This is a genomic window from Gammaproteobacteria bacterium (assembly GCA_029882975.1).
In the GTDB taxonomy this organism is placed as follows: Bacteria; Pseudomonadota; Gammaproteobacteria; order SZUA-152; family SZUA-152; genus JAJDNG01.
The window spans coordinates 56,424-75,381 of sequence record JAOUJW010000023.1; the positions used below are offsets into that span (position 1 = coordinate 56,424).

General features: G+C 48.7%; 16 protein-coding genes and 1 pseudogene. 8 read left to right on the forward strand and 9 right to left on the reverse strand.

Features of this window, described 5'->3' with window-relative positions:
- Positions 1-13 precede the first annotated feature (13 nt).
- The 7 genes from trkA to def form a co-directional block, all read right to left on the reverse strand.
- The gene (gene trkA / locus OEY58_15840; GenBank protein MDH5326930.1) at positions 14-1,387 is read right to left on the reverse strand and encodes a Trk system potassium transporter TrkA; all 1,374 of its coding nucleotides are present in this window, start codon (positions 1,385-1,387) and stop codon (positions 14-16) included.
- 61 nt (positions 1,388-1,448) lie between these two features.
- On the reverse strand, positions 1,449-2,834 hold the full coding sequence (locus tag OEY58_15845) for a sigma-54 dependent transcriptional regulator (protein ID MDH5326931.1): 1,386 nt from the start codon (positions 2,832-2,834) through the stop codon (positions 1,449-1,451).
- 88 nt (positions 2,835-2,922) lie between these two features.
- The gene (locus tag OEY58_15850) at positions 2,923-5,136 is read right to left on the reverse strand and encodes an ATP-binding protein (GenBank protein ID MDH5326932.1); all 2,214 of its coding nucleotides are present in this window, start codon (positions 5,134-5,136) and stop codon (positions 2,923-2,925) included.
- Positions 5,137-5,142: 6 nt separating this feature from the next.
- A complete protein-coding gene (locus tag OEY58_15855) occupies positions 5,143-5,730 on the reverse strand; it encodes a DUF4390 domain-containing protein (GenBank protein ID MDH5326933.1) in 588 nt (195 codons plus the stop codon).
- Positions 5,731-5,738: 8 nt separating this feature from the next.
- Entirely contained in the window at positions 5,739-7,085 is a 1,347-nt protein-coding gene (gene rsmB / locus OEY58_15860; GenBank protein MDH5326934.1) for a 16S rRNA (cytosine(967)-C(5))-methyltransferase RsmB, read from the reverse strand.
- Entirely contained in the window at positions 7,075-8,031 is a 957-nt protein-coding gene (gene fmt / locus OEY58_15865; protein ID MDH5326935.1) for a methionyl-tRNA formyltransferase, read from the reverse strand. The genes rsmB and fmt overlap by 11 nt, the downstream gene beginning before the upstream one ends.
- Before the next feature lie 6 nt (positions 8,032-8,037).
- Positions 8,038-8,541 carry a peptide deformylase gene (def, locus tag OEY58_15870; protein MDH5326936.1) on the reverse strand — a complete coding sequence of 168 codons (504 nt, stop codon included), beginning with the start codon at positions 8,539-8,541 and terminating at the stop codon, positions 8,038-8,040.
- 340 nt (positions 8,542-8,881) lie between these two features.
- Between def and OEY58_15875 the strand changes: the two genes are divergently transcribed.
- The 6 genes from OEY58_15875 to OEY58_15900 all read left to right on the forward strand — a co-directional run bounded on the left by OEY58_15875 (position 8,882) and on the right by OEY58_15900 (position 15,837).
- The gene (locus OEY58_15875) at positions 8,882-9,934 is read left to right on the forward strand and encodes a LysM peptidoglycan-binding domain-containing protein (protein MDH5326937.1); all 1,053 of its coding nucleotides are present in this window, start codon (positions 8,882-8,884) and stop codon (positions 9,932-9,934) included.
- A 60-nt stretch (positions 9,935-9,994) separates the two neighbouring features.
- Complete coding sequence (dprA, locus tag OEY58_15880; protein MDH5326938.1) at positions 9,995-11,125, forward strand: DNA-processing protein DprA; 1,131 nt, start codon at positions 9,995-9,997, stop codon at positions 11,123-11,125.
- Positions 11,126-11,137: 12 nt separating this feature from the next.
- Positions 11,138-11,617 carry a DUF494 domain-containing protein gene (locus OEY58_15885; protein ID MDH5326939.1) on the forward strand — a complete coding sequence of 160 codons (480 nt, stop codon included), beginning with the start codon at positions 11,138-11,140 and terminating at the stop codon, positions 11,615-11,617.
- A gap of 423 nt (positions 11,618-12,040) precedes the next feature.
- Positions 12,041-12,910 (forward strand): phosphoribulokinase, encoded by an 870-nt coding sequence (locus OEY58_15890; GenBank protein MDH5326940.1) that lies wholly within the window; start codon positions 12,041-12,043, stop codon positions 12,908-12,910.
- Positions 12,911-13,090: 180 nt separating this feature from the next.
- Positions 13,091-13,948: a phosphate/phosphite/phosphonate ABC transporter substrate-binding protein gene (locus tag OEY58_15895; protein ID MDH5326941.1), complete on the forward strand. Its 858-nt coding sequence runs from the start codon at positions 13,091-13,093 to the stop codon at positions 13,946-13,948.
- Complete coding sequence (locus OEY58_15900; protein ID MDH5326942.1) at positions 13,945-15,837, forward strand: HAMP domain-containing histidine kinase; 1,893 nt, start codon at positions 13,945-13,947, stop codon at positions 15,835-15,837. Before OEY58_15895 ends, OEY58_15900 begins: the two co-directional genes overlap by 4 nt.
- Positions 15,838-15,879: 42 nt before the next feature.
- Here OEY58_15900 and msrB read toward each other — a convergent pair.
- Positions 15,880-16,344, reverse strand: a pseudogene (msrB, locus tag OEY58_15905) (peptide-methionine (R)-S-oxide reductase MsrB).
- 407 nt (positions 16,345-16,751) lie between these two features.
- On the opposite strand from msrB, the gene OEY58_15910 reads away from it, so the two are divergent.
- Positions 16,752-17,243, forward strand: a complete 492-nt coding sequence (locus tag OEY58_15910; protein ID MDH5326943.1) for a hypothetical protein — start codon at positions 16,752-16,754, stop codon at positions 17,241-17,243.
- Between the two features lie 10 nt (positions 17,244-17,253).
- Here the strand turns inward: OEY58_15910 and OEY58_15915 are convergent, their stop codons facing one another.
- Positions 17,254-17,640, reverse strand: coding sequence for a hypothetical protein (locus tag OEY58_15915; GenBank protein MDH5326944.1), 387 nt, complete (start codon positions 17,638-17,640; stop codon positions 17,254-17,256).
- Between the two features lie 340 nt (positions 17,641-17,980).
- Here OEY58_15915 and OEY58_15920 point away from each other — a divergent pair, with 340 nt between their 5' ends.
- Positions 17,981-18,955: a YiiX/YebB-like N1pC/P60 family cysteine hydrolase gene (locus OEY58_15920; GenBank protein ID MDH5326945.1), complete on the forward strand. Its 975-nt coding sequence runs from the start codon at positions 17,981-17,983 to the stop codon at positions 18,953-18,955.
- Positions 18,956-18,958 lie beyond the last annotated feature (3 nt).

Below are 18,958 nucleotides of genomic sequence, written 5' to 3' on the forward strand. Positions count from 1 at the left end.
CTCACCTGCCAAGTTACAAGAAAGTTATTCCCACCTGGAACAGACGCTCCACTTCCGGGATACGCTTTTTGTCCACCAAAAACAAAATCACGTGATCGTCAGACTCTATGCAGGTATCGTGATGAGCAATGATAACCTCCTTATCGCGCACAATAGCGCCGATGGTGGTGCCTGGCGGTAATTTGATTTCGTCAATTGTCCGCCCCACCACCTTGGAAGAATCTCGATCGCCGTGCGCCACGGCCTCTATGGCTTCAGCGGCCCCGCGTCGCAAGGAGTGTACAGCAGAGACATCGCCCCGACGCACATGTGCCAACAAAGATCCAATCGTCGCTTGCTGAGGTGAAATGGCTATGTCAATAATCCCACTTTGCACCAGATCCACATACGCAGCCCGGTTGATCAGGGCCATTACTTTGCGAGCCCCCAACCGCTTGGCCAGCATGGAAGACAGAATGTTAGCTTCGTCATCGTTGGTAACAGCACAAAACACATCCGTATGTTCGATATTTTCATCCAGCATGAGTTCTTCGTCCGCAGCATCACCAAACAGCACAATGGTCTTTTCCAACTGCTCTGAAATTTCTTTGGAACGTTCGGGATTGTGGTCGATGAGTTTAACCTGATATTGCTGTTCCAAAGCGCGAGCCAGTCGAATGCCGATATTACCACCACCGGCAATAATCACCCGTTTCACCGGCCGGTCCAGACGCCGCAGTTCTTTCATCACCACCCGAATGTGACGTTTGGCAGCAATAAAAAACACCTCATCATCCGCCTCGATAACCGTGTTGCCTTCAGGAATAATGGGGGTTCCGCGCCGGAAGATAGCAGCTACCCGAGTATCAATACCCGGCATGTGTTCGCGCAGGGTTTTCAACTCATGCCCCACCAAAGGCCCCCCATAATAGGCCCGCACCGCTACCAGCTGGACTTTACCGTCCGCAAAATCCAGCACCTGCAAAGCACCCGGATACTCAATCAGGCGTTGCACATATTCAGTAACCAGCTGTTCCGGGCTGATAAGCACATCAATGGGTAAAGCATCCTGGGTGAACAATTGTGGGTGTGCCAGATATTCCACACTGCGAACCCTGGCTATTTTTGTCGGCGTATGAAATAAGGTATAGGCGACCTGACAGGCCACCATATTGGTTTCGTCGCGGTCCGTCACCGCCAGGATCATATCTGCATCTTCTGCTCCCGCACGCCCCAGCACTTCCGGGTGTGCACCCTGGCCAATCACAGTTTGAATATCCAGGCGATCTTGCAGTTCCTGTAGTTTTTTTGCATCCATGTCTACAACGGTAATGTCGTTTTCCTCCTTTGCCAGTACTTCAGCCACCGAGGAACCTACCTGACCTGCGCCTAAAATGATGATTTTCATTATTCTTGTCTCTGTTTTCGCTCAGGAACTATTATTGCGGCCCCGCCCTTCGGCCAAGTCCTCAACTGTCCTTAAGCGATTGGGAAATATGTTTAGTATCTATACCCAGTGAGCGCAACTTTCGATACAAATGCGTACGCTCCATACCGGCGAGCTTCGCCACCTTTCCCACGCTTCCATCCGTTTGATTAAGATGGTACTGCAAATAGGCTTTTTCAAACTGCTCCCGCGCCTGGCGTAATGGTAACTCATATTCCGGCAACACCAAAGAAACCCCGGACACCGATTCGGTGTCCAACGCAGACTCCACTTCGGTCAGCTCAACATTATCGTCTCCTCCCTGGATCAAGAGACGATGCACCAAATTTTCCAACTCCAGCACATTGCCGGGCCAACCGTGATTACGCAACCGATTCTGTGCCGCCATGGAAAAATTCCGATAACGCAACCGCTCCTGGTCAGAAAAAAGGCGCACGTAATATTGGATCAACTCTGTCACATCCTCGCTGTGTTCACGCAAAGGACGTACGACTATGGGATACTCCTGTAGTACATGATACAAATCTTCACGGAAACGACCCGCCCTGACTTCCTGGGAAAGATCATAGCGGCTCGCTGCAATGACTCGCGTTTGCACTTTTACCGGCGCCTCACCGTCACAACGGAAAATCTTTCCCGAGGTTATAACGGCATACAACGCTGCCTGTCCTTCTGCGGGCAATTCCGCGATGTCATCCACATAAAGCGAGCCTTGATCAGCCTGCTCCACCGCACCCACACGGACCCCACCAGCCCGCTCCTGCCCCAACAACCACACCATCCCATGACGACCCCGGCTGGCAGATAGACTGGCCGTATGCACTTCGATGAACGGCCCCTGGCTATAAGCACTGTGTGTATGAATATACTTGGCACAATGGGCTTTACCTACCCCCGGCTCTCCCAGTATCAGCACATTCACTGCGTGCCCGGCACAGGCATCCAAGCGCTGCCGCAATTGTAGCGCTACGGAACTTTTTCCCACCAATTCCACCGGCTCTATTACCGTATGATGGTACGCCATGGGGACCTCCGCCTTCGCGCCGGATGCCAGAGCGTTTTCAACCGTCAGTAACAGTTTGGATAATGACAACGGTTTTTCAATAAAATCAAAAGCCCCCAGTCGTGTCGCCTCTACCGCCGCCTCCACGGTTCCGTGGCCCGACATCATAATCACCGGGCAACGGATATTGTTTTCTTCAATGAATTCCCGCAATAGAGAAATCCCATCGACATCGGGCATCCAAATATCAAGGAACATGAGATTGGGCATGCGATCCACAACGGCCTTACGGGCACTTTCTCCGTCTTTGGCCACAGCCACAGCATAGCCTTCGTCTTCAAGAATCTCCCGTACCAGCCTTCGTATATCGGGCTCGTCATCAACAACTAAGATCAATGGTTTCACAGGCTCTCACTTAATTCTTAAATAAACTCGAAACGGATGCTTGTAACGCTTATAAATAATAATCACAGCCCAGAAGATTTATACAGCATCAGCTCACAATCTGCTCGGGACTGTTCTGCAGCCGCTCATCGACGGGCATACGTACTATTATAGATGCACCGCCCTCTACATTGTTTTCGGCAAAAACGTTCCAATTATGCTCCTCGACAATCCGCTTAACGACTGCCAAGCCCAAGCCTCCGCCCTTGTACTTGGTGGTGGTATAGGGTTCAAACAGCTGCCCTAACATGTCCTCCGGTATACCCGGCCCGTTGTCGTGAACCTGCAACTCCAAATACCCGGCTTGCTCGTGCGCCAATATTCTCTTTAAAGAAATCTCCACCGCCGGTTCTTCGCACTGCAGCGTGGACTCAATGGAATTTTTAATAAGATTATGTAATAGCTGTCTCACTCTGCCCGGATCCGCATCAATCAAGGGTAAGTCCGGGTCAAAAACCGTGTCAATACGAATCGCACTGTCTTCTCCACGGTACAAATCCAAAACTTCTGCCACAATGGTTTCAAACTGTATGGCTTGGGTTTCCAACCCCGGTGTACGGGCATAATCGGAAAAAGCCTTGACCATGGCTTTCATGGACTCCACCTGCTCCACGATGGTGTGGGTGGAACGATCCAACAACTCTCTATCTTCCGGGGGCATTTTATCCAGGTATTTACGCCGCAGCCGCTCTGCCGACAGTTGGATGGGTGTCAACGGGTTCTTAATTTCATGCGCCAAGCGCCGAGCCACGTCACCCCAGGCCGCGTCCCGCTGGGCTTTTACCAAATTTGTGACATCATCAAAAACCACCACATAACCCGGTTTCAAACCTTGAACACTGGGTAGAGGCGCGCCCTGGCACATCAAAGTTTTATTGCCGCCTTTGCGCACGAATAGCACTTCTTCCCGCCACTCTTTGTCCTCCTGGGACAATTTACTTGTCAACACTTGGACAAACTCATCCAAGTTCGGCGCCAATTCAATAACCGCCTGTAAATGTTTCCCTAATGCATGTTCCATGTCCACTTCCAATATTTGGCTGGCAGACGTATTGACCACGCGTAAATTAAACTGGTGATCCATGGTTATGACGCCGGAAGACAGGCGGCCCAGCACAGCCCTAAGATAAGCCCGCTCCCTGTCCACTTCGAGACGGCTCTGTTCCGCCTCATCTCTGGCGATGGCAAGCTTGTGGGTCATCTCAGAAAACGAACTCACCAATTCACCCAACTCATCGTTATTACCCGGAGGTAGCTTTTTATCGTAAATACCCGCCGCTACTGCTCGAGTACCGATTGCAAGAATGCGTATGGGCGCCATGAGTCGTTGTGCTGAAAACAGGGCTGCCCAAACTGCTGTCAGGGTGCTCACCAGCAACACCAGGGACAAGGTAAGTATAAAACTGTTTTTTAAGGGTTCGCGTAAAAACATTTGCTTTTTGTATTGCGCAAACGTGACTTCCATACCATCCGTCAGTTCACCAATCCGTTCAGCGATAGGAAACAACACATACAACACTCGGTCTTCCGAATCCGGGGCCGCAATACTCACCGCAACACGCACATGTAAACCCATGTCCCCCACCGGCGCCACATCGGCAAAACTCTTGGAATCCCGAACCTGAACCATGACGGAATCATCGGGCCGGTTCGGAATTATAGCGGTGGTATCCTCACTGCTTGAAGCAATGATTTCTCCGCTATTCTTTAACAAAGTAAGCTCATTAGCACCGTTATTCACGCGCAGGTCATTCAGTATAATCAGCACCTCATCATTGGGCACCCCTAATAGCGATTGCCCCATACCTCTGGCTCGCTTCAATTGCTCCCGCATATACAAATCCAAAGCGGCGCGACTCAGTTTCAAGGAATCGTCCATGGCCTGATCCATACGCACATCGAACCAGCTATCTATTCCTTTTTGTAAAAAGCCTAAGGAAAAATAGTACACAAAAGTAACCGGAACCACAGACAGAAAAATGAATATAACCACCAGCCTCATGGTCAGGCGCGAACCGGCGGCATTACGGCGGTATTGCCGCGCCAAACGAATCAAATTTACGCCGATTAAACCCACCAGGATGATCAACCCCAAACCATTGATCACCACCAACACCAGATGCATACGACCAAACTGGGAAGAGTTCTCGGTTGCAGCACTAAGCAAGCTCATGGACATAATCATGAACCCGGCCATCACCACAACCGGAACCACGCTATCCGATAGTCGCTTCAGCCACAAAGTCAGGGATGTCATTGCCATTATTGCTTAATTCATAGGAATAGAATGCCAGGCGCTACCCAACCACCATTTGCGCGAGGTATAGGCACTCAATTTCAAGGGTACTGGCAGGGAATCAAATTCAATGCTGACCTTTAGTTCCACTTCATGGGACCTGGATGCATCCAACAATTGATGGTCAATTAAGGGCAGGTTTTTTATGTCGCGCAGACCGTACAATGCCGAATGTAGCGTGCGTGCTGTGTATTGGGCACCACTATTGATGTTCTTGACTACGTATTGTTCGACCAAAGCCTGATAGTGTAAGCGAAAGCGTTGTTTCAGGCTGGCCACTTCTTTATTCATCCAAAAACGCCGGTATTTGTATACCCGGATATCCAGCAAGACCACCATGGGAACCCCGCTTTCGATAGCTTCGAGAACGGGTTCCGAAAACTCATACTCCAGGGAAAGTTGTAACATATGAACTTTGTCCACCAGGCGCGTCTCTGCTTCCTTGATGAAAAAACCCGGCTCGGCTCTCAGCGCATTTGAAAAAAACATCACGGTTAATAGCAACAACAGCAGGAACAGCCAATTCAACCTCAGGTGTGGCCTCGGCTTTGCTGTTGTCATTATTATGGTCACTGTTTCACCACGCAGCCATAGAAAAATCCGTCCATATTATCCTCACCTGCGAGGATTTGTCGGCCCGCCACCTGCGCCCGCCCCCAGGGCCCAACCAGGGGTTGATGCAGTGCACCCTCGGTTCGTTGCAGAAATGCCTGTAACTGCACACTGTTTTCCCGTGGCCAAACCGAACACGTCACATATAAAAGCATACCGCCTGGACGCAATAAGGGCCAGAGCGCATCCAGAATTTTTGCCTGCAAAACACTGACCTGCTCAATATCTTGTCTTTTTTTCAACACTTTGGCATCGGGATGGCGACGCAGTACACCACTGGCTGTACAAGGCGCATCCACCAAAATCCGATCAAACTGCACGCCATCCCACCAAGTTTGAGGTGTTGCAGCGTCCCCTTGCTGCAACACCGCAGACAAACCCAGTCGCTGCAAATTCTCTGCGACTCGCTGTAAGCGTTCGCCATCCTGATCCAAAGCCACCACCTCTAACTCAGAGTGGGACTCCAGAATATGAGCCGTTTTCCCCCCCGGTGCAGCGCAAGCATCCAAAACTCGTTGACCCGGCGCCAATTGCAAGCATGGAGCAGCCAACTGTGCCGCCTGATCCTGCACACTGACCAGCCCCTGGGTAAATCCCGGCAGTTGTTCCACCCCACAAGGGTGCCGTAAAGTCAAACCTACCGAGCTGTGATCGCAGGCGACAGCCGCCAAACCCTGCTCCTGTAATAACTGTAGATAGAGTGAAACATCCGTACGCTGTTGATTGACCCGCAAGGTCATGGGTGGACGTTGATTGTTGGCCTGAAGCACCAACTCCCAGTCGCGGGGCCACTGTTGCTTCAGTTCGTCTATAACCCACTGGGGGTGGGAATAACGGGCTGATTCCGTGTCGGGAGCGGATGAGCCCTTGGCTTTGCCTTGAGCCACTTCAGTCTGCCGTAACGCTTCAAGTCGCAAGAAACTGCGTAATACACCATTAACCAAACCTCTGGCCCAGTCTTTACGCAAGGCCTGGGTTACTTTCACGGTTTCCGTCACAGCCGCATGTTGAGGAATGCGCATATATAACAACTGATACAAACCCAACAAGAGCAAGTAATGCACATCCTGATCTTTGGCTTTTAAAGGCTTACTCAGCAATAGAGCCAGGCGTGGGTTTAGCGTGTGATACCAGCGCAGCACGCCGTATACGAATTCCTGCAATAAAGCCTGATCGTCTTGAGAAACTCGAGATAACCACAATGGCAATACCCGCGATAGAGAAGCCCCTGAAATCACCTCTGTAAGTACATGCACCGCAGCGGTCCGGGCATTTAAGCGATTCCCGGAGGGCCTAGCGGCCAAGGACAACACCATTGAGCGAATGAGAATTGATAAAATCGGCCGAGTTTAAGGCTTTACCGCCGGGCAATTGGACTGTCAGCAAACGTAAAACCCCGGCACCGGTTAACACGTCAATCCCTTCGCGAGATTTCGATAACACTTGTCCTGCCACCTGATTTACAACCCCCGCGCTTACCTCGGATAAAACCCGGGCACTCCAAACCCGCAGAACTTTGTCGTTACAGGAAGTACTGGCCACCGGCCAGGGATTAAACGCCTGAATCTGCCGCTGTAATTCTGCTGCGCTCTTACTCCAATCCAGAACGGCTTCGGCTTTACTCAACTTGGCGGCATAACAAGCCCGGCTGTCATCCTGCCCTTCCCCGGTAATGCCACCTTCCTGAGAGATTCGATCCAACACTTCCAACAAAGCCTGTGCCCCCAACCGGGCCAATCGGTCATGCAAAGTCTGGGCGGTATCTTCGGCCGATATTGGTGTGGTTTTAATCTTCAACATATCTCCCGTGTCCAATCCTTCGTCCATTTGCATGATGGTAACACCGGTCTGCTCGTCCCCGGATTGGATAGCCCTTTGGATGGGCGCCGCACCGCGCCAGCGCGGCAATATGGACGCATGTACATTGAGACAACCCAAGCGCGGCGTTTGTAATACCGCAGCCGGCAGAATCAAGCCATAAGCGACCACCACCATAATGTCCGCTTGATGTTGCTCCAACACCTGTTGCACCTCTGTATCTTTTAAGGTCTGCGGCTGAAACACCGGAAGGTTGTGATTTAAGGCTAGGGACTTAACCGGGCTGGGGGTAAGTTTGCGACCCCGCCCGGCGGGACGATCCGGCTGTGTATAGACACAGTGAACACGGTGCATCGAATTCAACAATGTCGCCAGTATTTCTGCGGCGAACTCCGGTGTGCCGGCAAATATAAGCTTCAATGACATTCCAATACACGCCTACATGGTTTTCTGGCGCAATTTATCCAATTTCTTACGGATGCGCTGACGTTTCAATTCTGACAGGTAATCAACAAACAATTTCCCCTCTAAATGATCCATTTCATGCTGGATACAAACGGCCAACAATCCGTCGGCCTCCATTTGAAACGCCTTACCATCCTGGTCCAACGCGGATACCGTAATGGTTTCAGCACGTTTAACACTCTCATAAATACCGGGTACGGACAAACAGCCTTCCTCACTTTTTTCCTCCCCACTGGAGGCAATAATTTCCGGGTTGATCAGACAAACCGGATCCTTCTTATCTTCCGATATGTCAATGGTAATCACCCTTTTGTGCACATCCACCTGGGTAGCAGCCAAACCGATACCCGGGGCCTGATACATGGTCTCAAACATATCTTTTACCAGGGTACGAATGGAGTCATCCACAAGATCCACCGCTGCAGCCTTTGTGCGCAAACGTGGATCCGGGTAATGCAGTACTGTCAAAATGGCCATTGCAACTTCCAAGCTAATTGGTTGATTAATATACTATTAACAGCTCAACCTGTAGATTATAGTGAATATTTGAATGGGATTGTGATTGCAAATCCGCGTGAAAACTATTGAAATACATAGTAAATCAATAACGGATTATACAAAAATTTAAAGCACATTATAATTGCTACCGCTATCAGAATAGGAACTCATGCACACTCTACAACCCTGCACCCGCCTTATGCTTGCAATATCAGGGCTTAACTGTTTATCCTAGTTTGCCGGCCGAATAGTTGGCGGCTGGTGTCCGTGACAGGATTCGACTAAACTGCAAACTTCGTAAGGGACAAAGATTCGAAACATGGTCAATAATAAATCAGTCAGCTTTTTGGTTCTGGGCCTGATAACAGTCCTGAGCATTGTCATTTCCAGCCAGGTCTTCGCCGATAAAATCGCGCTGCGCCCGGATCACCCGGAACGTTATGTGGTTCAGGAAGGTGATACCCTGTGGGATATTTCCGCACGTTTTCTTGAAACCCCTTGGCGTTGGCCCGAGGTTTGGGAATATAACCCTGACATCAAAAATCCCCATCTGATTTATCCCGGCGACGTGGTTTCCCTCGTATATGACGCCGAAGGTAATGTTAGAATTCAAATCGACCCCAATATTCCAACACGCAAAATATCTCCCAAAGTGCACAAGGTGGAGCGTACCGACCGCCCTATCAATACCGTGCCCATGAATTCCATCCAGCAGTTCTTAAGCGAGCCACGTGTGGTTACTGAGGATGAACTGGATTCGGCCGCCTACATCGTCTCCGGTGCTGAACGGCGGATTATCGCCGGGAAAAACGATATCATCTATGTTCGCGGCATCATCACCGGCGGCGATAGAGAATACAATATTTTACGAATGGGCGAACCCTATGTGGACCCGGACAGTGATGATGTTCTGGGCTATGAGGCATTACATGTAGCTGATGCCACGGTTAAGGAATTTGGCGACCCTTCTACATTGCTTATCACCGGCTCCAATCGCGAGGCCTTACTGGGCGACCGCTTGCTGCCCAAGCGCGCCAACCCCTTGGATACCACTTATATTCCCCACGCACCCGACGCGGAGGTGGATGGCAAAATCATCGCAGTCGTCGATGGGGTATCGGTCATTGGTCAATATCAAACCGTGGTGATTAATCGTGGCGAACAAGACGGTATAGAAACGGGCCATGTGTTGGCCGTGTACCAGAAAGGCGCCATTGTCCGGGACGTTAACGACGATTTCGATAAAGTACGTTTACCGGAAGTGAAAGCCGGAATCATTATGGTGATACGCACGTTTGACCGCATGTCCTACGCCTTGGTCATGGAAGCGGAAAAAGAAATGCGCATCTACGACAAAATACGAAAACCTTAACCCCAGAAAACCCCGTCAAAGCGGGGGAATTTTTCAGCGAGGGGATTTTTAATCAATACTGTGCCAGAAACCGTCACAAACCGTACTCAACTGCGTAACTGGTTAGCTTTACACCATGCTCCCGGTGTAGGTGCCGTCACCTACCGGGAGTTATTACAAAATTTTGGTGATCCGAACAATTTATTGGAGCTGTTCAGCTCCCCATTAAGTAAAAGCTATGGCCTGCCTCCTGATATCTGCCAATACCTACGCCGACCCGACTGGGACGCCGTGGATGCTGATATGCAATGGCTGGAACAGGACGGTAACGGCGCCCTGATACTGCACGACCCCCTGTACCCGGAGCAATTAAAACAAATTTCAGACCCACCGCCGGTACTGTTCTACCATGGTGATCCGCAACTGTTGAAATACCCTCAAATTGCCATCGTAGGCAGTCGCAACCCCAGTCATTACGGTGCAGAAACAGCCTATGATTTTGGCAAATACCTGGCATCTACCGGTTTAATCGTAACCAGTGGCCTGGCAGTGGGTGTTGATGCGGCTGCGCATAAAGGAGCACTGGCCGGCTCCGGGCTGACAGTGGCTGTCGCAGGAACCGGACTGGATCGGGTGTATCCTGCCCGTAACCGTGAACTGGCACACAAAATCGCCGAACAAGGCGTTCTCATTTCCGAGTTCAGCCCTGGAACACCGCCCATGGCAGGCAATTTCCCCCGCCGCAACCGCATTATCAGCGGCCTCAGCCTGGGTACGCTGGTGGTGGAAGCCGCACTCAAAAGTGGCTCCCTCATTACCGCCAAAGTGGCCACTGAACAAGGTCGGGAAGTCTTTGCCATTCCTGGATCTATCCATAACCCTCTGTCTAAAGGTTGTCACAGCTTAATCCGTCAGGGTGCTAAATTGGTGGAAACCGGAGCAGATATCCTGGAAGAACTGGGACCCGCTATCAGCGCCAAAATACCGCAAGCCATCCCGGAGAAAAAGAACAGTCAAAATCAATTAGATATCCTGGAATTAAACCAAGACCAACAACAATTACTCAATAACATGGGTTTTGAACCTGTCACCGTGGATGCTTTGGTTGACCGAAGCCAATTGACTGTAGAGACAGTTTCCGCCATGCTGATGGAACTTGAGCTGCGAGGATGCGTCACATGTTATAGTGGCCTATATACTCGGGCGCGTTGAGAAGGAATTACCATGAAAGAAAGTTTATTCGATGTTTTGATGTATCTTTTTGAAAACTATATGGAAGATGATTCCCCACTTTTCTCGGACCCGGAACGCCTAAAATTACAACTCAGCGATGCAGGTTTTCGCCATTCTCAAATCAACAAAGCATTTGTTTGGCTGGAAGACTTGGCGCAGGGCCAGGAGCAGGAACTGCACCCTTTGTCCACCACGGCCAGTTCCATCCGCGTTTTTCACCCGGAGGAATGCAGAAAATTAAACGTGGAATGCCGCGGTTTTCTTACGTCTATGCAGCAGTTGGGGGTCATAGACACAGCCAGTCGCGAACTGATTATTGACCGAGTTATGGCCTTGGAATCAGAAGAAATCGACCTGGAACAGCTTAAATGGGTAGTGTTAATGGTTTTATTTAACCAGCCCGGTTTGGAAGCAGCCTACTCCTGGGTGGAAAATCTGGTACTGGACGATATTTCTGCTGAATTGCACTAATTCTTACGCTTCCACCTGCAAAACGTCCAACACCGCGAGTGGCACCTGTGGTGCCACTCAAGCCGAATACCCCCGTCCAACTCAGCTTCCCCCCTCACACCATATGTACAATCGTTTGTTTATTAAGAATATTTTTCTTAGGCCGGCAAAAACTGTCTATTTATCAACCCATAAATTGCCGCAGTCCGCTTTTCACCCGAGTCATAAAACGCTATTATGCGCGATCCGGTGGTATCTTTGCGTCATAGCGCAGCGCTGAGCGCGCCCGACGCTCAGCTACCGCAAATAAAACAGGAACATAGAATAAGTAATAGTTTTTGATTTGGGGAAAATTTTAGCGCGTGCCAGATATCACAGCACCCCATCACCCATCATGACTTTCGCAAATTTTTTAGGACTTTAACAAAGACTTAGGAGTGCAATATGTCGGCTAAACATCCCGTTATCGCGGTCACCGGTTCCTCCGGCGCCGGAACTACCACGGTTAAAAATGCGTTCGAACACATTTTCCGTCGTGAAAATATTACCCCCGCCGTTATCGAAGGTGACAGCTATCACGCGTATGACCGCCAGGCCATGAAACAGGCCATTGAGGATTTCACCGCCAAGGGTAAAACCATCAGCCATTTTGGTTCCGAAGCCAATCTGTTTGACAAATTGTACGACACTTTCAAGCAATACAGCGAAACCGGGACTTGCAAACGTCGCTACTACCTGCACAGTGAAGAAGAAGCAGAACCCTACAAGCCCTTAGTCCCTGGCCAGTTCACCCCCTGGGAAGACATCCCCGCCAATACCGATTTACTGTTTTACGAAGGCCTGCACGGCGGCGTTAAAGACGACAAGGTCAATGTCGCGGAACTGGTGGATCTCCTGATTGGCGTGGTACCTATTGTGAACCTGGAATGGATTCAAAAAATTCATCGTGACAACGAACAACGAGGTTATTCCGCTGAAGCCATAGTGGATACTATTTTGCGACGTATGGAAGACTACGTACGTTACATCACACCACAGTTCTCTCGTACTCACATTAACTTTCAACGTGTACCCACAGTGGATACTTCCAACCCGTTCATCGCCCGCGACATCCCGACACCGGATGAGAGTTTTATTGTTATTCGCTTTAGAAATCCGAAAAACATCGATTTCCCCTATTTGTTGAATATGATCAACAATTCTTTCATGTCACGCCCCAATACTCTGGTTGTTCCAGGTGGAAAAATGGGCTTTGCCATGGAAATCATTCTTACTCCGTTGATTCACGAAATGATCGAGAATAAACGCAAATAGTCCATTCCCATAAAGGCAAGCCCATACCGGCTTGCCTTTTTCGTTTCCTGCCGAACATATTGTAAATAATTGTAAACAAAACCCGGTTGACGTTGTAAACGTCCTGGCAGACCCTTAAAATTGTCGTTGGGATGTTGTAAATAGGAGATAGTATTCCCGAAAAAATTCAGGGTCCGCGCAATGAAATTTCTTTTTATAGCAGTCATACTGCTATTCTCTCTAAGCGAAACTTACGCAAATAACAGATCTGATTCTACAGACACTTACGTTCTAGCCAGAGCTCCGCAACGATCTCACGTCAAGACAGTAAAAGACTGGGAACCCTTCGCTGAATTTTTACGGACTAAAACCGGTGCCGACATTCGCTTAAAGGTCTACGACTCTCGTGACCATTTTGAACATGATTTGCTACAAGGGAAAGTGGATTTGGTATACGCCAATCCCGGTTACCTGATTGCGGCCAAAGAACTGATCGATTACCAACCGCTGGTACGCAGCGGAAAAAGAAAACTTACGGGTATTATCGTCACCCGTAAATCATCCGGGATTAACTCACTGCAAGATTTAAGCAATAAAACTCTGGCCTTTCCTGACAAAAACGCCTTCGCCGCCTCTCTTTATGTCAGGTCCATTTTGGACAATGAAAACATCCCATTCCAAGCGGAATATGTTAACGGCCATGACAATGTCTACCGCAATGTAGCCAATGGTAAATTCATCGCCGGCGGTGGCGTGTACCGTACTTTAGACCGAGAGCCGACCGCATTACGCACGCAACTACAGGTAATCTACGAAACACCGGGTATGTCACCACACCCCTTGTTCGCACACCCCAGAGTCCCAAAAAACCTGCGCGATCGAATTGTTCAAATCATTTTGGCAATGCCCGAAGACACGAAAAACGCAATAATTCTGGAGCGAATTAAAATCCACCACCCGGTGAAAGCGGACTTCCAAACCGACTACGCCTCAATCCGGTCGCTGGCGCTGCAAATGTACAAAACCCTCCTACAATCTCAGCAACGGCAACCCAAGTGAAAAAGCCCAATAAAAAGTCCTTTGGCTTTCAGTTAACGCTGATTATTACAGCATGCCTGATTTTCATGGAACTTGGCTTTGCGTGGTATCATTTCCAATCGCAAACCACCACCGCCCTGCGTTTACTGAACCGGGAAACCTCGGCAATAGCAAAATCTCTATCCGTCTCACTCGCACCATTAATCAAAGATAACCTGATTACTGACATCGAAACCCGACTCGCCACCTTTACCCCGATGGAAGACATCAGCACCATAACAATCCTCTCTAACGATGGCAGCATTTTGACTGAAGTTTCCAGAAATGCCGACAAGGAACTGGAACCCACATTCAGGTTTGGTCAGCAGACTCTACCGGAAACGACAGCATGCATGAATGCGGATGGACTTATTTGCAACCAAGCCATTAATTATACAACCCAGTCCTTGGGCTGGATTCGAGTTACCTCCAGTTTTACATATATCGACAAGGTTGTAACAAGGATCTGGCTGGATACCTTAGCGCAAGCATTGATTACGTTAATACTCTGTGCCGTGGTTGTCCTGCCCTATATGAGCAAGAAGACCAGAGCTTTGATTCAGGCGGCCAACTTTGCCAGAAATATCCCGGCTAACACCGGCAAAACCATGCCAGTCAACGCGAGCACCTGGGAACTTGAGAATCTGGGGAATTCACTCAACAGCGCTTCGGAAATGTTGTACCGGCAAGAACTGGAAATCAGCGACAAAACCCGCTTACTGGAACAAAAAAACCGCGATTTACACAACCGGATCAGAGAATTGCAAAGCAATTACCAAATTTCTGAAATTTTGGATAACTCCAGCATCAGCCTGCCTGACAGGGTTCAAAATGTCTGTTTTCTACTAACCGCCGCATTGTCCGGAGAAGATTTGATTGTCAAAATAGCGACAGATGAACAGACTTATTTAAGCAGTGACACCCCGATACTAAGTCACCTACTCAGCCATAAGCTGACCAATGGAGAGTTTAGTCACGGTCACATCGATATCGGCAGCCGTTTTCCGGACCGTTACGATTTGCCCGAGGATGAGGAGAATCTGGTCATCGAAACGGCAAAAAAAATAAGCAACGCCCTTACCAAACACAAAATCACCCAGCAACTTCTAAGCTCCAATGCCAGGTTGGAACAGCGAGTCATTGAGCGCACAGAGCAACTGGAATTCGCCAAAACCTCAGCTGAACATGCCAACCAAGTCAAATCCCAGTTTCTTAGCAACATGAGCCACGAACTACGCACACCACTGAATGCTATATTGGGTTTCACACAACTGATGGAACTGGGAAACATTGAAGAGAATGCGAAGAAGAACTACCTTAGACAAATTACACATTCCAGTCAGCATTTGCTGGAATTGGTAAACAACGCTCTGGATCTGTCCAGCTTTGAGAACGGCACCATCGTCCTGGAACCTGAACTTACCAATCTCAGCAACGTGGTTAATGAAGCCGTCAATGCCGTGACTCCCTGGTGCAAAGACAAAAACATACGCATTTATGTTAACTGCATGGATAATCTCAACATTGTTACCGACAAAAGCAAAATCTACCGCTCTATCGTAAATCTGTTAACCAATGCGATAAAGTACAATAAACCCAATGGCGAAGTCACTTTGGTACTTAGCCGCAACTACGACGGCAAAGCGATTATATCCGTATCCGATACCGGCGTAGGGATTGACCAAGCAAAAATAGGTACCATATTTGAACCCTTCGAAAGGGCCACCTTAGACACCAATTTGCTGGGAACGGGCATTGGTCTATGTATCACCAAATACATGGTGGAATTGATACAAGGACAAATCGAAGTACATAGCACATTGGGCGAAGGCAGCGAATTCAAAATCTACCTGGACAGCATGGCCGCGTGAACAGCCATGCATTCAACAAAAGCATCGGGACAAATTCAGAAGCTATTTAGAAAACAAACTTAGGTACTTTTCGTAACCCTCAGCCGCTAACTTATCTTTAGGAATAAACCGCAGAGATGCTGAATTTATACAGTACCGCAGGCCCGTCGGTGCCGGCCCATCGTTGAAAACATGCCCAAGATGGGAATCCGCAACCCGGCTTCTCACTTCAACCCGGCGCATAAAAAACTTATTATCCTCTTTTTCCTTTACCATGGAATCTTCAATAGGCCGGGTAAAGCTGGGCCAACCGGTGCCGGATTCAAACTTGTCAGTGGAACTGAATAACGGTTCCCCGGACACCACATCCACATAAATGCCCTCTTCGTGGTTATCCCAAAACTCATTTTTAAAGGGCCTCTCGGTTCCTTCCTCCTGGGTAACATGGTATTGCAACGGGGTTAACTTAGACTTCAGCACATCCTTACTGGGCTTAGAATATTGTTCGCTCATGTTGTTCTCCTGCTCAGGCTTGGTTTTGTCTTGCTTTTTCACATTCGACATATCCCCACCCACTGCATTTAACGCCAACAGCATAAAGGCTGACACCACAAACAAACCAGCCACAACTTTAAAGGAACCCATCATGATTCACTCCTCAAACGACAGAACACAAAATATTGCTTACTGAGCATACAGATTACTTAATGTCGCTATTGTTACAAACTATTTATTAGAAAATATTCTGGGTGAAAAACTTCGCAAAACGGTCACAACTCTGCAAAATCGTGATAAATCCCACAAATACCATAAATTAGCACTCTTTTTCCTATAAAACTCCCTTATAGAGTCGATATGTGGCAAAACTGAAACACAAATGCTAAGGTGGCGGCTTATCCGCTTAAATGTGTCATCATTGTTACCGATATACACACATGGAACTGGAAATCGAAACCCAATATACCCAACAACTCATTCGTGAAGGCGCCCGAATGTATTGGAAAAACACCTTTGCCGGCACATTTCTGTTATGCCTGACAGGAATACTGGTTTCGAGTGTGTTGATTTTTTTTATGAATATCAACACCTGGATAACCATGGCCTTCCTCGCAGTAGCCTGCCTTGGTTGCCTGATTTTCGGTGCCATTTACTTCATGTTTAAACAACGCTCTCTAACCACTTTTAAGCAAATGGAATTTCCGGTCGCCAAATGGAAATTCACCGAACAGGATGTCGCTGTGGAATCCTATTTGGGTAAAAGTCGCTTTAAGTGGGAGATGTTACGGGAAGTGATTAAATCGGATACAGCCTGGTTGTTGGTCTACCAGAACAGCGCCTACTCCCTGTTTCCCATCATCGGCATACCCGGAGACACCCTGGCTATGATCGAGAATAAAGTCAGTGAAACCGGTGGGAAAATAGCCTGATTTTTCCGAATCAAGCCTCCGGCTTATACAACAAAGCACCGCTCAGTATCACCAAACCCCGTACCAGCAATATCCCAATAGCCACATTTCGATGTTCGGTTCGAGCGTGCTGCTCACCCTGCAACAATTGTCTCCCGGCCAGGCCCTGAATGACATAGAGTACGAAGAGGGAAATCAGCAAGCCAAAATGTGTCCACAATAAAAAGGAGAATATATCCCCTTCTTCAAACAGCCGCTTGGGCCAGTCCCGATTCATATACAAATAAACCGGAAATAAAAAATCAAATATCATGATGCCGATCATCATCGGCACGTGTACTGAGCGGATGCGACGTAAATACATTGCCAACAACATGACGACATAGCTCACCAGCGCCGCTGCTATGGTTATTGCCACCAAACTCTCCTCATCAGCCTGTTTCCTAACGTGAAGCCATTGTACACATTTCCCACTCAAGGCGTCAGATTTGTACGCCCTGACAACCGTGTCAGCAATGTGAACTAGCGCATAAATTGCATCTACTTTCCACAGGTTTACGCACCGCTAAGCCATTGATCTCACAGTGGCAGGTTTAGCCTGAAGTGATTGTTTGGTTTAAGAAAAATCTTGTGGTGCCGATAGTTTAAGATAGTGCGCCTACACTTTAACCGGGTTTTTCTCCGGGGGGAGTGACATATTCACAAGTCGCTGCAAACCTTGAGACAGCGACCTATAGTTACAATAGAAGCTTAGAAATGTGAGCTTTGTCGAGAATAAAACCGAAGCGATGGCAATAGTTAACCCAAAAAAATGGCTAATCCAGAAAATTGTTCATTGGCTAACCCATGAGGAAGACGTTCAAGGAACGCCGCCATGTGATATGGAACGCCTTAGTTTCGAAATCAGACCCTGCGATGTGGTGTTGGTGGAAGGCCGCGCCCGTGTCAGTGATGTCATCAAAACCATTACTCAAAGCTCCTGGACTCATTCCGCCTTATACATCGGTCGCATGGCGGACATTGAAGACCCGAATGTGCGTGAACATATCAATTGGGTCTATGACGGCGACCCCGATGATCAGTTGATCATTGAACCCTTGTTGGGAGAAGGCACAGTGGTTGCCCCCTTGCATAAGTACGCCAAAGACCATTTGCGCATTTGTCGACCACAGGGGCTGTTGCCACAGGATGTCCCCAAAGTCATTGCGTATGCAACCAAACACATTGGTTATGAGTACAATGTTCGGCAATTGGTGGATCTGGCACGCTTTTTACTTCCCTACGGCATTGTTCCCCGGCGCTGGCGCTCCAGCTTGTTTGAACACAACGCGGGGGAATCTACCAAAGCCGTATGCTCCACCCTGATTGCTGCGGCATTCGCCACTGTCCAATTCCCAATCCTTCCCGTGATTCACAAAGAAGGCAACACCATGAGGATGTATAAGCGCAATACTCGTCTTTATACACCAAGGGATTTTGATTACTCGCCTTATTTTCAAATTATTAAATACCCCTTACTGGGACTAAACGATTTGTCCGTGTATCGGCAACTGCCCTGGGATCAAAACGGTGTCGTCTGTAATGACGAAAATGAATGCTTTTTACCCATGCCGCAGTCTTCGTCGCAATCGGGACAAACGGCCCCAGCCGATAAAATTGGTGAATATTCACAGACTTATAGTAATGATGTAACAGAAAGTGGTACAACCGTAACTCAGAAACAAGTGAACTAATAT

Excerpts from the sequence above, each read along its gene's own strand:
- trkA (MDH5326930.1), bottom strand. The coding sequence starts at position 1,387 with ATGAAAATCATCATTTTAGGCGCAGGTCAGGTAGGTTCCTCGGTGGCT.
- OEY58_15850 (MDH5326932.1), bottom strand. The coding sequence starts at position 5,136 with ATGGCAATGACATCCCTGACTTTGTGGCTGAAGCGACTATCGGATAGC.
- OEY58_15855 (MDH5326933.1), bottom strand. The coding sequence starts at position 5,730 with ATGACAACAGCAAAGCCGAGGCCACACCTGAGGTTGAATTGGCTGTTC.
- def (MDH5326936.1), bottom strand. The coding sequence starts at position 8,541 with ATGGCCATTTTGACAGTACTGCATTACCCGGATCCACGTTTGCGCACA.
- OEY58_15875 (MDH5326937.1), top strand. The coding sequence starts at position 8,882 with ATGGTCAATAATAAATCAGTCAGCTTTTTGGTTCTGGGCCTGATAACA.
- OEY58_15885 (MDH5326939.1), top strand. The coding sequence starts at position 11,138 with ATGAAAGAAAGTTTATTCGATGTTTTGATGTATCTTTTTGAAAACTAT.
- OEY58_15890 (MDH5326940.1), top strand. The coding sequence starts at position 12,041 with ATGTCGGCTAAACATCCCGTTATCGCGGTCACCGGTTCCTCCGGCGCC.
- OEY58_15895 (MDH5326941.1), top strand. The coding sequence starts at position 13,091 with ATGAAATTTCTTTTTATAGCAGTCATACTGCTATTCTCTCTAAGCGAA.
- OEY58_15910 (MDH5326943.1), top strand. The coding sequence starts at position 16,752 with ATGGAACTGGAAATCGAAACCCAATATACCCAACAACTCATTCGTGAA.